Genomic DNA, 12,789 nt, shown 5'->3' with positions numbered 1-12,789 from the left:
TCAGTCGGCCGCCGTCAGATCGAGCCACATCAGGATCTCGTCCCGGTCGTCGCCGGGGGCCACCCGCAGCGCGCCCGGCAGCCGGCCGATCTCCTGAAACCCGAGACGACAGTAGAACTTGTCCAGCCCCAGCCCGTCGCGCACCGTGACGTGCAGCGCCTCGTGGCCGAACGCCCTGCCCAGCCGGACGGCCTCCACCATCAGTGCCGAGCCGTATCCGCTGCCCTGGGTGTCCGGGTGGACCATCACCCGCTTCAACACACACCAGTGCGCCTTGAGCGGGAAACGGTTGTCGCTGAAGACCAGCATGGCCGCCAGCCGGCCCCCGGCGTAGGCGACCAGCAGCCGGTCCGGTCCGTCGACGATGCCGGCGAAGGTCGGATCGGCGATGACGTGCACGTCGGCGGCGGAGACCGGTGGCACGAAGCCGACCGCGCCGCCGGCGTTGCTGACGTCCACCCAGAGGTCGACGATCTCGGCACGTAGCCGCGGGGTCAGGTCCGGGTCGAGGACGAAGCGCAGACTCACGCTCGCCATCCTGACCCGACGAGCAGGCCCACGACCCGCGACAGTGACGCGTCCGACAACCAATCCTGGCTCTGACCGAGCCAGGATCCGTCGCATATCAATGGTGATGTGGGGCCGACGGGATTCGAACCCGCACTGGTGCGGACCTAAACCGCATGCCTCCTGCCGTTGGGCTACGGCCCCTTGAAGCTGAACTCCACAAGCGTCCACGGCCACTCCTGCCGACTCGGCAGTCGCCTGCCTATCGGGAAGCCGGTCGGAGTAACCGCATCAGGATCGTAGACCACCTCGGGCTCGACGAGTGCAGGCCGTCGCTGACCAGCGTATGTGGATGTCTGGCTGTGGCAGTTGGGGCAAAGCAGACGAAGGTTGCGCGGCCGGTTGTCGAGAAAATCGCCATTGATGTGGTCCACGTGCAGCGTCAGCCTGGCGCCTTGCCACGTTGAACCGGTGCCGCACACCTCGCAGCTCTCGGGGAGGCCGATTGTCGCCAAGGCACGTCTGAGGCGGATCCCTGGAATTCGGCGAGAGTCGGGCGGCAGCACTACCAGCAATTCTGTCGGGGACATCCGCCGCCAACGCACGCCTCGATTGTGTGCCTGACCGGTGAAATGCGACGTGTCGATGCCGAACCTCTTGAGCTGCCGGCTGATGTGCGCGTGCGAGCCACCGCTGACGCGGACGCCGAGCAACCGCATCACCTCGGTGATGTTGCGGGCGACGGCGGCAGCGGCGGCCAGCGCTTCGGGTGTGTACTTGTATCGGACCACTGACGGACCGTAGCGAACCGGTGCGACAGTCAGTCCAGGCCGAGGTCGCGGCGGAGCTTGGCGACGTGCCCGGTGGCCTTGACGTTGTAGAGCGCCCGCTCGATCTTGCCGTCGGCGTCGATCACGAACGTCGAGCGGATCACGCCGGTGACGGTCTTGCCGTACAGCTGCTTCTCGCCGTACGCGCCGTAGGAGATCAACACCGCCTTGTCCGGGTCCGACACCAGCGGGAAGGTGATCGCGTCGCGCTCGCGGAACTTCGCCAGCTTCTCCGGCTTGTCCGGGGAGATGCCGACGACCTCGTAGCCGGCGGCCTGGAGTGAGGCGAGCGAGTCGCGGAAGTCGCAGGCCTGTTTGGTGCAGCCGGGGGTCATCGCGGCCGGGTAGGCGTACAGGACTACCTTGCGGCCGCGCAGGTCGGCGAGGGAGAGCTGGGCGCCGGTGTCGGTGTCGAGGGTGAACTCGGGCGCGGGGTCACCGGGGGAGAGACGGTCGGGCGCGGTCATGGCCCGACCCTACCGCCGAGCCGGCGGGCGCTGCCGTCGGCGAGACACGTCGGCGGGTCGGCTGGTGGGCGGTGGGAGCCTGGTCTGGAGTGATCAAGGCCATCCGTTGTTGCCAGAGTCTGGCAACAACGATGCTTGGGAAATAGGCTGACCCACGCCGGCCCGGTCGGGCCCGCTGACGCGTGGGAGGTCGCGTGGAGACACTGGCGATGCACATCTCGAACGGGATCATCGACGGTCCCGTGGCAGCGATCTTCGCTGCGCTCGCTCTTGCCGCGCTCACCGCCTGCGTTCTGCGCGGCCGGCGCGACCTGGACGACCGGTTGGCCCCGATGGCCGGCCTGGTGGCGGCGTTCATCTTCGCCGTCCAGATGCTCAACTTCCCGATCTTCACCGCCGGTGTCAGTGGCCACCTGCTCGGTGGCGCGCTCGCCGCCATGCTGGTCGGCCCCTGGGTCGGAGCGCTCTGCGTGGCAGTGGTGCTTGTCGTGCAGGCACTGATCTTCGGTGACGGCGGCGTGGCGATGCTCGGCCTCAACATCACGAACATGGCGCTGCTCGGCACCGCGGCGGCGTACGCGCTGATCGCGCTGCTGTTGCGGGTGCTGCCCCGGACGCGGGCCGGTCTGGCCGTGACCGCGTTCGTCGCCGCGACGCTCAGCGTGGTGGTGGCGTCGCAGGGCTTCGTCCTGGAGTACTGGCTGGGTGGCACCACCGACCTGGGCAGCAACCTGGGTGGCCTGGCCGGCACGATGGCCGGCGTCCACCTGCTGATCGGCATCGGCGAGGGCCTGATCACCGCGACCACGGTGCTCACCGTCGCGAAGGTGCGCCCCGACCTGGTGTACGCGCTGCGTTCCCTGCGCACGCCCACCGCCCCCGCCGTCCCGGTCACCGGAGGTGTCCGATGAAGAACCGTTCCTGGGCCTTCCTGGCCGGCGGCCTGCTGGTCGCCCTGCTGCTCGCCGGTGTGGTGAGCAACTACGCCTCGTCGCACCCGGATGGGCTGGACTCGTCCCTGCTGAAGGGCTGCACCGTCGACGCCGACGACAACATCGTCGGGGGGAGTTGCCCGGCCCAGCAGGCCCGCGACCACGAGTTGGCCGACAGCCCGCTCGCCGACTACGGGGTACGGGGCGTGCGGAACAGCTTCGTCTCCACCGGCCTCTCCGGGGTGCTCGGCGTGCTTGTCACCTTCGCGATCGGGGCCGGCGGGTTCTGGCTGCTGCGCCGTCGAGGCAGCACGCCGACCGACGGTGACGCGACGACGTCCGCCGAGGGTGCCACGCCCGCCGAGGGTGACGCTGCGGCGGCGCGCGCCGGCACGGCCAGCTGAGCGGGGGTACGCGAATGGGAGCCGGTCACGGGCACGTGCTGTACCGCGAGTCGGACTCGCCGGTGCACCGGCTCCCGCCCGAGGTCAAGATCGTGGCGATGGTGGTCTTCACCATCGCCGTGGTGGCCACCCCACGCGAGGCGTTCTGGGCCTTCGGCGCGTACGCCGTGCTGGTGGCGGCGGTGGCGGCGCTGGCCCGGGTGGGACCACGGTGGTTGCTCAGCCGAGCGTTGATCGAGCTGCCGTTCGTGCTGTTCGCCGTGGCCCTGCCGTTCCTCGGTAGCGGCGACCGGGTCGAGGTGCTGGGCCTGCGGCTGTCCGAGGACGGGCTGCACGGCGCCTGGAACATCCTGGCCAAGGGCACCCTGGGGGTGCTCGCCTCGCTGCTGCTCGCCGCGACCACCACCACCCGGGACCTGATCGTGGGGCTGGACCGGCTGCACTGCCCGCAGGTGCTCACCCAGATCGCCACGTTCATGCTGCGCTACCTCGACGTGCTGGTCGGCGAGGCACGGCGGATGCGGGTGGCCCGGATCTCCCGGGGCGACGACCCGCGCTTCCTCTGGCAGCTGCGCGGCTTCGCCGCCGGGATCGGGGCGTTGTTCCTGCGCGCCTTCGAGCGCGGCGAGCGGGTCTATCTGGCGATGCTGTCCCGGGGTTACACCGGGCGGATGCCCGCGGTGTGGCAGGGCGAGGGCGCGGCGAGCGCCGGTCAGTGGCTGGTCGCGGCGACCGTGCCGGTGTTGGCGGCCTCCATCGCCGCCACCGCCGTCGTGCTGTCATGATCGGTGTCGTGCAGACCGCTGTCTCGCTGGACGTTCGGGGCGTTCGTTACGCGTACCCGGACGGGCACGTCGCCCTGCAGGGGGTCGACCTGAACGTGCCGCGTGGCGACCGGGTGGCGTTGCTCGGGCCCAACGGCGCCGGCAAGACCACACTTGTGCTGCACCTCAACGGCATCCTCACCCCGACCGAGGGGAGCGTGAGCGTCGGTGGGCTGACGGTCACGCCGGATCGGGGCACGCTGGCCGAGGTGCGTCGCCGGGTGGGCATCGTCTTCCAGGACCCGGACGACCAGTTGTTCCTGCCCACGGTGGCGGAGGACGTGGCGTTCGGGCCGGCGAACCTGGGTCTGCGCGGGGCCGAGCTGGCCGCCCGGGTGGACGAGGCGCTCGCCGCGGTGGGGATGAGTGAGCACCGGAACCGGACCCCACAGCACCTGTCGTTCGGGCAGCGCCGCCGGGTGGCGGTGGCCACCGTGCTCGCCATGCACCCGGAGATCCTGGTGCTCGACGAGCCGTCGTCGAACCTGGACCCGGCGGCCCGTCGTGAGCTCGCCGAGATCCTGCGCGGCCTGCCGGTGACCCTGCTGATGGTCACGCACGATTTGCCGTACGCGGCGGAGCTGTGCGAGCGCTCGGTGATCCTGGACAACGGCCGGATCGTCGCCGACGCCCCCACCCGCAGTCTGCTGAGCGACGCCCCCCTGCTGGCAAAGCACCGCCTGGAACTCCCCTACGGCTTCACCCCGCAGCCGTAGACCCACTCTCGGCGGCCTCGACCCGAGGTGCCGCCGCGGTGGTGCGGGAGGTGGCGTGCAGGCGCAGGACGCCGGCGGCTGTCGCGCCGGCGCCGGTGATCAGGAAGAGCGCCACCAGCACGCGGGCGGTCGTGGGCGACCAGGGCACCGGGGCGATGGAGCGGGCGAAGACGGCGGCGTTCGCCGCTCCGGCGAAGAGCGCCAGGCAGGCCCCGGAAAGCGCGACAACGAAGTCGGCGGCCGGGCGGCGGCTCAGCGCGTACCAGCCGGCGGCGATCGCGCCGAGGCCGGTGAGCAGGGACCAGATCTGCCCGGACAGCAGCCCGAGCAGCACCCGACCCACGCCCTGGGCGCCGGCGTCCAGTTCCCGTCCCACCGGGTACGCGACGGCCAGCGCGCCGCCGACGATCAGCAACACGCCCAGCGCGGACAGCGCGCGGGCGCCGGCCGGTGCGGTGGCGGCGAGCAGGCCGAGCGCGCCCACCGCGAGCAGCCCCACGATGGTCACCGCCCACCAGGTGTACGCGTCCGGCGGTGGCACCCAGTCGAGGGTGCCGCCGATCACCACCGGGTCGGTGCCGTCGCGCAGCGGGATCGTCCAGTCTCGGACCCGGTGCTCGCGGTCCGGTGCGGCGCGTACCGGGGCCGGTGGCGTCGACTCCTGCCACAGGGCGCGTTGGTCGTGCCACCGCGCGGTGGTGCCGTCGGCGATCCGCCGCCACGACGGTGCGGCGGCCGGGTCCGCCTCGGCCGGGAGCGCGGTGTCGCCGGTGATGGTGCGGTTCAGGTACGTGGCGGGGGAGTGGCTGTTCTCGAAGACCCCGTCCGGGCCGACGCGTAGGTACGGCTCACCGGAGTAGCCGATGACCTCGATGGCGCGGCCGGTGTTGTTGGTCAGCTCCAGTCGGGCGCCGGCCTCGATGACGCGTACCTCAAGCCCTGGCCGCGCCGGTGCGACGCCTGTGGTCCGGGTGCGGTAGTCGGTGCCGTCCGGTGCGTCCGTGCCGTGCGCGGCGGCGGGCGCCGCGCTGATCAGGGTCACCAGGCCGGCCGCGGCGGCGACCAGGCCGGCGCGGCCCACCAGGGTACGGATCACTTGCCGGCCGCCGCCACGGCTGCGGTGAGAGCGTCCGGGGTGGGGTTTTCCAGGGGCTGGCCGTTGATCTTGACGGTGGGCGTGCCGGTGACGTTGCTCCGGCTGGCGTCCTCGGTGACGTGTTCGGTCCACGCCCGGTACGTGTCGTCCTTCACGCAGCTGCCGAAGGAGCCCCGGTCGAGGCCCACGCTGGTGCCGATGTCGATGAGCTTGTCGTCGGTGAGCCCGGCGCTGCCCTCCGGCGGCTGCTGGGCGAAGAGCGCCTTGGCGTACTCGTGGTACTTGCCGCCCGCCGCGGCGCAGCCGGAGGCGGCCGAGGAGCGGGTGGAGTAGTCGGTGGTGGAGAAGCGGTTCAGGAACGCGACGGGGTGGTAGACCACGGTCGCCTTGTTCTCGGTCACCAACTGTTCGAGTGTCGACCCGCTGCTCTGCTCGAACTGCCTGCAGATCGGGCAGAGGAAGTCCTCGTAGACGTCGACGGTGACCGGGCCGCCGCCGGTGACGATGCCGGTGCCGGCCGCGTTGGCGCCGGGTGGGGTGGTGAAGTCGTCGGAGCGCTGGTTGGACCAGACGGCCCAGCCGACGACTCCGGCGATGACCAGGACGACGACCGCTGCGGCGGAGACCCAGATCGTGCGGCGGCGACGCCGCTCACGGGCCAACTGCTCGCGGACCACCCGGGCGGCGTCCCGCTGCCCCTTGCGACTACTCATCCTCGTCCTCCACAACGGGTTCGCCGGACAACCACCCGTCCACCGATACCGGCGTACGCGGCCAGATCAGCAGAAACCCGGCCAGAACCAAGAATCCCAGGTCTCGGAGGATCTCCGGGAGATAACTGGGTGCCTGCCCCGCGGCCAGCTGCCCGCCGCTGCCGAAGCAGCCGCAGTCGATGGCCAGCCCACGCGCCCAGGCCGAGGCGATCCCCGCGATGAAGACCACCAGCAGCGCGGCGGAGACCCCGGCGACGAGCCGGGTGGCCAGCCCGAGCAGCAGCAGCACGCCCAACGCCAGCTCGACGAAGGGCAGGGCCGCCCCGACAACTGTCGCCACGTCGTACGGCAGCACCTGGTAGGCGTTGACCGCCCGCCCGGAGGCGGCGAGGTCGCTGACCTTCGACGCGCCGGCGACCAGCCAGACGGCGGCGAGGCCGAGTCGGGCCGCGACGCCGAGCCAGGGGCGGGCCACAGGCCAACGGCCGCCTCGGGTGGAAGGTGCTGTCACGTTCATTTGTCGTCCCGTCCGCGCCGGAAGTTCCGCGTTCAGCCGGTCAGGGCGTCGCCGACCGCCTCGACCAGGTCGTCACGTGCCCGGGCGACCCGGGACCGGATGGTGCCCACCGGCACCCCTTCGACGGCGGCGGCCTCGGCGTACGACAGGCCGAGCAGTTGGGTGAGCACGAACGCGGAGCGCCGCTCGGGGCCGAGGCGGCGGACCAGGTCGGCGGCGCCGAGCTGGCCGGCCGGGTCCGGGTGCGGTCGGTCGGTGTACGCGTTCGCCGCCAGGCGCTCGTCGAGCCGCCGACGCCTGATGACCGTGCGCAGGTGGTCGGCGCAGGCCCGCCGGGCGATGCCGAGCAGCCAGGTGCGGGCGCTGGAGCGACCCTCGAACGCGGGCAGGGCCCGAAACGCCCGCAGGTAGGTTTCCTGGGTCAGGTCGTCGGCGCTGTCCGGGTCGACCAGGGCGGCGGCGAACCGCCAGACCTCGGCCTGGGTCAGCCGAACGAACGCCGCCTGGGCGGTGGGGTCACCGTCGCGGGCGGTAAGCGCCCAGTCGGTTGCCGGGTCCCGGGCGACCTCGTCGACCGGGGCGGCCGGATGGGCGGCACCGGAGTCACGCGGGACAGGGATCACGACACACCAGGTTACGCGGCAGCCGGCGGCGCGTCCGGGTCGTTCGCCCCTTGGATGGTCTGCGCCACGTCGGGAACTTTTCCCCGCCCCGGGCCGACTACCAGTTCATGACGTGCGACCACCGACGCGCCCACCCCCCTCGGGTCGCCGAAGGGGACACCTATCGGCGACCATGTCCGGCATGACTGTCGCCCCCCGCCGTTGGGCTGCCCGGCTGGCCGCAGCCGCCGGCCTCCTGGTCACCGTCGTCGCCTTGTTGATCGCGCCGGCCACCTCCGCCAGCGCCCACGCGGTGCTGGAGAGCAGCAGTCCGGCCGCCGCGTCCATCGTGCCGAGCGGGCCGTCCGAGGTGGTCCTCACGTTCAGCGAGTCGGTCCGCAAGGTGCCCGACAAGATCCGGGTCATCGCGCCGGACGGGTCCCGGGCCAACCGGGGCGAACCGTCGTTCAGCGGCGGGGTCGTGACCATCCCGGTGGATCCGGCCGGCGCGCGCGGCACCTACCTGGTCAGCTTCCGGGTGATCTCCGCCGACAGCCACCCGGTCTCCGGGGCGTTCACCTACTCGGTCGGCGCGCCCTCGACCCCACCCGTCGACTCCGGCACGGACAGCCGCGCCAACCCGGTGGTCGAGACGGCGGTGAAGGTGGCCCGTTTCCTCGGCTACGCCGGCCTGGTGCTGCTGGTGGGGCCGGTGCTGGTGCTCGCCGCGCTCTGGCCACGACGGCTCTCCCGGCGGGGGCCGACCCGGCTGGCCTGGGCCGGCCTCGGTCTGGTGGCCGTCGCCACCCTCGCCGACCTGTGGTTGCAGGTGCCCTACACCGCCGGTGGTGGTCTCTTCGACGTCACCGGCGAGGGGTTCGGCAGTGTCTTCGGCAGCACCTTCGGCGCCGCCCACCTGATCCGGCTCGGCCTGCTGGCCGCGTCCGTCTTCCTGCTCCGCCCGCTGCTGACCCGGCCCGCCGGCCGGGCGGACGCGACCATCCTGGCGGTGCTCGGCGGCGCCGCCCTGCTGACCTGGCCGCTGGCCGGGCACCCGGCGGCCTCCCCGGCGCCGGCGGTCTCGGTGATGGTCGACGCGGTCCACCTGGGCAGCATGGCCGTCTGGCTGGGCGGCCTGCTCATGCTCGCCGTCTTCCTGCTGCGGCAGGCCGACGAACGGGAGTTGGGCGCGATCCTGCCGATCTGGTCGCGCTGGGCGGCGCTCGCGGTCTCGGCGCTGCTGCTGGCCGGCACCGTCCAGGCGTTGATCGAGGTGGCCACCCCGCGGGCGCTCTTCGACACCACGTACGGGCGTCTACTGCTCGCCAAGATCGGTCTGTTCGCGCTCGTCATCGGCGTGGCCGCGTACTCCCGGCAGTTGGTGCGCAGCCGGGTCGCGGCGCAGCGCCCGGCACCGGTGCGCCGGGCGGTCCTGGCGGAGTTGGCCGTCACCGTGGTGGTGCTGGCTGTGTCCGCGACGCTCGTGCAGACCACGCCCGCCCGCACCGCCGCGGCCGGCCCGTCCGCCGGTGCCGAGGCCGGCCTCTTCAGCACCAGGCTGTCCAGCCCACTCCTGTCGGTGGAGGTCGAGGTGAGCCCGGCCGAGCGGGGCAACAACTCGGTGCACCTGTACGCGTACGACAAGAACAACCAGCCACTGCTGGTCGCGGAGTGGAAGGCCACCGCCGCGCTGCCCTCGGCCGGGATCGAGCCGATCGAGGTGCCGTTGCTGCGGTTGACGGACAGTCACGCCTACGGCGACATCAGCCTGCCGACCGCCGGCGAGTGGCAACTGAAGATCACCGCCCGCACGACCGACATCGACCAGGCCACGGTGACCGCCACCGTGCCCGTCCGTTAGAGAGGTTCGCGAAACCCATGAGCCGATTCCGGCGTACCGCTACCGCCGCTGCCGCCCTGGCGTTCACCGCCGCCGCCACCGCTGTGCTCGGCTTCGCCGGACCGGCGTCCGCGCACGTCACGGTGAACCCGAAGGAGGCGACCCAGGGCGGCTACGCCCGCGTGGCGTTCCGGGTGCCCAACGAGAGCGACAGCGCCTCCACCACCAAGCTGGAGGTGGTGTTGCCGGAGAACGCCCCGGTCGGCTCGGTGTCGACGATGCCGGTGCCCGGCTGGACGGTCGCCACGGAGAAGCGCAAGGTGGACCCGCCGATCGAGGTGCACGGCAGTCAGCTCACCGAAGCGGTTTCCAAGATCACCTGGACGGCCTCCGGTGACGCGGCGGTGAAGCCTGGTCAGTTCCAGGAGTTCCCCGTCTCGCTGGGGCCGCTGCCGAAGGTCGACTCGATGGTCTTCAAGGTCCTCCAGACCTACTCGGACGGCAACATCTCGCGGTGGATCGACGAGCCGGCGCCGGGTGCCGAGGAGCCGGAGCACCCGGCCCCGGTGCTCACCCTGGCCGCCGCAGCGCCGGAGGGTTCGGCCGCACCGGCCTCCGCAGCCGCCGTCGCGGCGCCCGACGATGACGACGAGGACGGCAACGGGCTCGCGGTCGGCCTCGGTGTGGCCGGTCTCGTCGCCGGTCTGGCCGGCCTGGTGCTGGGCGGGCTGGCGTTCGCGCGTAGCCGCCGGGAGCCGGTCGCCAAGGCCTGACCCCTGCCTCACCCGCTGGCCCGCCGGATCAACCGGCGGGCCAGTGCGCTTTCCGCAGCCGGTACCGGCCGTGCCGTGGATATCCCCTGATCAGACGGTGTACGTCGGTAAGGTCGGCCGGGTGTTTGGCTACGGAGGGGGGCGGTGCGGATGCGGTTCGTGCGGGTGATCGCCGGGGTGCTGCTGTTGGTCGTGGGGATTCCGGCGCTGTTCGCCGGCGGCGGGTTGTGGCTGGTGACCCGACACGCCGACCCCGGCGGGGCCTTCGCCGCCCGCTTCGAAACGGTCCGCACGTCCGGTCACGCGGTCGTGATCACCGACCTCGACAGGTTGCTGCGCCAGGAGGCGCCCTTCGCGCGTACCGCGCAGACGCGGCTTCGACTGGACGCCCGCACCACGGGCGGCCCGGCCTTCGTCGGGTTGGCGCCCACCGCCGAGGTGCGTGGCTGGCTGGCGGCGGTGCCGCACGCCACGGTCCGGCGGGTGGCGCTGGCCCGGGGCCCGCTGCCGGTCCGGCTCGATCCGGCCGGACCGGCCACCGCCAACCCGGGCGCCGCGACGGCCGACGAGCCGGTCACGCCGCTGGGCCGGCCCTTCTGGGTACGCGAGGGGATCGGCTCGCTGGAGTGGAGCGCGGACGACCTCGCCGGCGAACCCATGAGCCTTGTGGTGATGCGCCCCGACGGCGGTGCCGACCTGGCCCTGGACCTGCGCGCGGAGTTGCGGGCCGGGTGGACCGGTCCGGCCACCTGGGGTCTGCTGACCGTCGGCGTGCTGCTGGTGGCGTGCGCGGTGCTGCTCCTGCTGCGACAGCTGCGCCCGCGCGAAGTGATCTTCGTGGTCGAGCCGGACCAGGTTCCGGTGCTCGCCGGCCGCCTCGGGGTCACCTCGCTGAGTGGCCTGGGCCGCCCCCGGCAACCCGACTCGACCCCGCCGTTGCCGGTGCGACAACTCGCCCCGGTCGGCGCCGGAGCCGCGGAACCTCCCCGGCCGGCGATCGGCGCCGCGCGCGCGGCCACCCTCGCCGACCTGGGCGAGCCGGTCCGGCTGCCCCACCCACCCGAGGTGAGGCTGAGTCTCGCCTGGCCGCCGGCCGACCCGGACGAGCCCACCGACCGGCCGGTGGCGGTCCCACCGGTTGGCGGCGGCCCGGCCGGTGGCGACCCTGCCGGGTGACGGCGCGGTGGAACGGCGAGTGGCCCTCCACGCTGCCGACGCGGAGGGCCACTCTCACCGGGGGATCGGTGCTACCCGAGCGACGCTTGAGGTAGATGAGGACAGGTTAGCCCCGAATGTGGCTACTCGGGAGGTCTGTCCAATTGGTGCGATTTTCCACACCGAGCTTCGGACGCACCGGCAACGCCGCCAACAGCAGCAGACTGAGCAGCACGTAGGTGTTCTGCACGACGAAGTCCACCGGGTCGTGAGTGCGGACCGGTTCCGCGCCCCAGGCCTGGAACGTCACCACGCCGTAGATGGTCACGGCGGTGATGCCCAGCGCGAGCCCGCCCAGCCACCGACGTCGGCGTGCCTCGTCGGGGCGGTCGGCGCTCAGCGCCGCGTCGGCGAGCAGCACCACCGCGGGCACGAACCAGTAGATGTGGTGGGTCCAGGTGATCGGGCTCGCCAGGGAACCGACCAACCCGGTCAACGTCAGGCCCGTCAACGGGTCACCCGCCCGCGCCGCGCGGGCGGCGCGCCACAGCCCGTAGGCGGCGACCACGGCGACCACCAGCAGCCAGAGCAGCCGGTCCGGCTTCTCCGGCTCGGTGAACCGGCTGAGCAGACCGAACAGCGACTGGTTGCCGACGATGTCGGTGCGTCCCACCCGCTCGGTGGTCCACAGCTCGTGCGTCCAGAACCGCCACGAGTCGCGGGGGGCGATCGCCGCCGCGAGCAGGGTCGCCGCCGCCGCGGTCGCGCTCGCCACCGCCGCGGCCCGCCACCGCCGGGTGGCCAGCAAATACACGATGAAGATGCCGGGAAAGAGCTTGAGCGCCGTCGCCAGCCCCACACCCACCCCGGCCCAGCGTCGCGCCTGCGGCACCGCGAAGAGCAGATCGGCCAGGATCAGCACGACCAGCAGCATGTTGATCTGCCCGAAGGTGATCGTCTCGCGGATGCTCTCCACAGCCAGCACCAGCAGCACGGCGGCGACCAGGGTGAACGTTCGGGGCAGGGCGTGTCGGGCGATCACCGGCACCACCAGCCACCTGGTGGTCAGCACGACGGCCAGCACGGTGAGCGCCGTGAAGATCGCCACGGTGGCGCCGAGCCGCAGCAGACCGAACGGCCACAGCAGCAGCGCGCTGAACGGCGGGTAGGTGAAGTACAGCTCGCCCTGCACCCGGTCGGGTTGAACGTAGTCGTAGAGCGGGTGACCGACGCGCCACCAGTCCATCGCGGACATGTAGATCTTGAGATCGAAGAAGTTGTGCACGAGGCCGGGCAGGTAGAGCGCTGGCAGCACAGCGACGAGGGCCACCACCGCGACCAGGCGACGGACCGTACGGCCGCCGGGATCGTCTTCGGTGACGGCGGGCGGTGCGACGGGTTCTGCTGGCACCC

Annotated in this window: 15 protein-coding genes and 1 tRNA gene; 7 read left to right on the top strand and 9 right to left on the bottom strand. The window is 72.3% G+C overall.

The window, feature by feature from the left end; all coding sequences use genetic code 11:
• The 4 genes from ACLQ3B_RS18285 to bcp all read right to left on the bottom strand — a co-directional run bounded on the left by ACLQ3B_RS18285 (position 1) and on the right by bcp (position 1,804).
• Positions 1-528 carry a GNAT family N-acetyltransferase gene (locus ACLQ3B_RS18285; RefSeq protein ID WP_425781934.1) on the bottom strand — a complete coding sequence of 176 codons (528 nt, stop codon included), beginning with the start codon at positions 526-528 and terminating at the stop codon, positions 1-3.
• Between the two features lie 109 nt (positions 529-637).
• Positions 638-711 (bottom strand) — tRNA-Leu (locus tag ACLQ3B_RS18280).
• On the bottom strand, positions 702-1,298 hold the full coding sequence (locus tag ACLQ3B_RS18275) for an HNH endonuclease (protein ID WP_425781933.1): 597 nt from the start codon (positions 1,296-1,298) through the stop codon (positions 702-704). Before ACLQ3B_RS18275 ends, ACLQ3B_RS18280 begins: the two co-directional genes overlap by 10 nt.
• A 29-nt stretch (positions 1,299-1,327) precedes the next feature.
• Complete coding sequence (gene bcp, locus ACLQ3B_RS18270) at positions 1,328-1,804, bottom strand: thioredoxin-dependent thiol peroxidase (protein WP_425781932.1); 477 nt, start codon at positions 1,802-1,804, stop codon at positions 1,328-1,330.
• Between the two features lie 194 nt (positions 1,805-1,998).
• Between bcp and ACLQ3B_RS18265 the strand changes: the two genes are divergently transcribed.
• The 4 genes from ACLQ3B_RS18265 to ACLQ3B_RS18250 are packed head-to-tail and all read left to right on the top strand — an operon-like array spanning position 1,999 to position 4,680.
• Positions 1,999-2,715 carry an energy-coupling factor ABC transporter permease gene (locus ACLQ3B_RS18265; protein WP_425781931.1) on the top strand — a complete coding sequence of 239 codons (717 nt, stop codon included), beginning with the start codon at positions 1,999-2,001 and terminating at the stop codon, positions 2,713-2,715.
• Positions 2,712-3,140, top strand: coding sequence for a PDGLE domain-containing protein (locus ACLQ3B_RS18260; protein WP_425781930.1), 429 nt, complete (start codon positions 2,712-2,714; stop codon positions 3,138-3,140). Before ACLQ3B_RS18265 ends, ACLQ3B_RS18260 begins: the two co-directional genes overlap by 4 nt.
• A 14-nt stretch (positions 3,141-3,154) precedes the next feature.
• Positions 3,155-3,925: a cobalt ECF transporter T component CbiQ gene (gene cbiQ / locus ACLQ3B_RS18255; protein ID WP_425781929.1), complete on the top strand. Its 771-nt coding sequence runs from the start codon at positions 3,155-3,157 to the stop codon at positions 3,923-3,925.
• Positions 3,922-4,680 carry an energy-coupling factor ABC transporter ATP-binding protein gene (locus ACLQ3B_RS18250; RefSeq protein WP_425781928.1) on the top strand — a complete coding sequence of 253 codons (759 nt, stop codon included), beginning with the start codon at positions 3,922-3,924 and terminating at the stop codon, positions 4,678-4,680. The genes cbiQ and ACLQ3B_RS18250 overlap by 4 nt, the downstream gene beginning before the upstream one ends.
• Here ACLQ3B_RS18250 and ACLQ3B_RS18245 read toward each other — a convergent pair.
• From ACLQ3B_RS18245 to ACLQ3B_RS18230, 4 genes are read right to left on the bottom strand one after another with little or no spacing between them, the layout of a single operon-like run.
• Positions 4,664-5,776, bottom strand: a complete 1,113-nt coding sequence (locus ACLQ3B_RS18245) for a hypothetical protein (RefSeq protein ID WP_425781927.1) — start codon at positions 5,774-5,776, stop codon at positions 4,664-4,666. The genes ACLQ3B_RS18250 and ACLQ3B_RS18245 overlap by 17 nt on opposite strands.
• The gene (locus tag ACLQ3B_RS18240) at positions 5,773-6,489 is read right to left on the bottom strand and encodes a DsbA family protein (RefSeq protein WP_425781926.1); all 717 of its coding nucleotides are present in this window, start codon (positions 6,487-6,489) and stop codon (positions 5,773-5,775) included. Before ACLQ3B_RS18240 ends, ACLQ3B_RS18245 begins: the two co-directional genes overlap by 4 nt.
• Positions 6,482-7,006 carry a MauE/DoxX family redox-associated membrane protein gene (locus ACLQ3B_RS18235; protein WP_425781925.1) on the bottom strand — a complete coding sequence of 175 codons (525 nt, stop codon included), beginning with the start codon at positions 7,004-7,006 and terminating at the stop codon, positions 6,482-6,484. The genes ACLQ3B_RS18240 and ACLQ3B_RS18235 overlap by 8 nt, the downstream gene beginning before the upstream one ends.
• 32 nt (positions 7,007-7,038) lie before the next feature.
• Positions 7,039-7,629, bottom strand: coding sequence for a sigma-70 family RNA polymerase sigma factor (locus ACLQ3B_RS18230; RefSeq protein ID WP_425781924.1), 591 nt, complete (start codon positions 7,627-7,629; stop codon positions 7,039-7,041).
• A 172-nt stretch (positions 7,630-7,801) separates the two neighbouring features.
• On the opposite strand from ACLQ3B_RS18230, the gene ACLQ3B_RS18225 reads away from it, so the two are divergent.
• The 3 genes from ACLQ3B_RS18225 to ACLQ3B_RS18215 all read left to right on the top strand — a co-directional run bounded on the left by ACLQ3B_RS18225 (position 7,802) and on the right by ACLQ3B_RS18215 (position 11,397).
• Positions 7,802-9,469 (top strand): copper resistance CopC/CopD family protein, encoded by a 1,668-nt coding sequence (locus tag ACLQ3B_RS18225; protein ID WP_425781923.1) that lies wholly within the window; start codon positions 7,802-7,804, stop codon positions 9,467-9,469.
• A 17-nt stretch (positions 9,470-9,486) separates the two neighbouring features.
• Positions 9,487-10,221, top strand: coding sequence for a YcnI family protein (locus tag ACLQ3B_RS18220; protein ID WP_425781922.1), 735 nt, complete (start codon positions 9,487-9,489; stop codon positions 10,219-10,221).
• 150 nt (positions 10,222-10,371) lie between these two features.
• On the top strand, positions 10,372-11,397 hold the full coding sequence (locus ACLQ3B_RS18215) for a hypothetical protein (RefSeq protein ID WP_425782141.1): 1,026 nt from the start codon (positions 10,372-10,374) through the stop codon (positions 11,395-11,397).
• 106 nt (positions 11,398-11,503) lie between these two features.
• Here the strand turns inward: ACLQ3B_RS18215 and ACLQ3B_RS18210 are convergent, their stop codons facing one another.
• The gene (locus ACLQ3B_RS18210; RefSeq protein ID WP_425781921.1) at positions 11,504-12,787 is read right to left on the bottom strand and encodes a glycosyltransferase family 87 protein; all 1,284 of its coding nucleotides are present in this window, start codon (positions 12,785-12,787) and stop codon (positions 11,504-11,506) included.
• Positions 12,788-12,789 lie beyond the last annotated feature (2 nt).

It is taken from the genome of Micromonospora sp. DT53 (assembly GCF_049841535.1).
GTDB lineage: Bacteria > Actinomycetota > Actinomycetes > Mycobacteriales > Micromonosporaceae > Micromonospora.
Note: the sequence above shows the minus strand (reverse complement) of the source record. Positions and strands in the feature narration are given on the sequence as shown.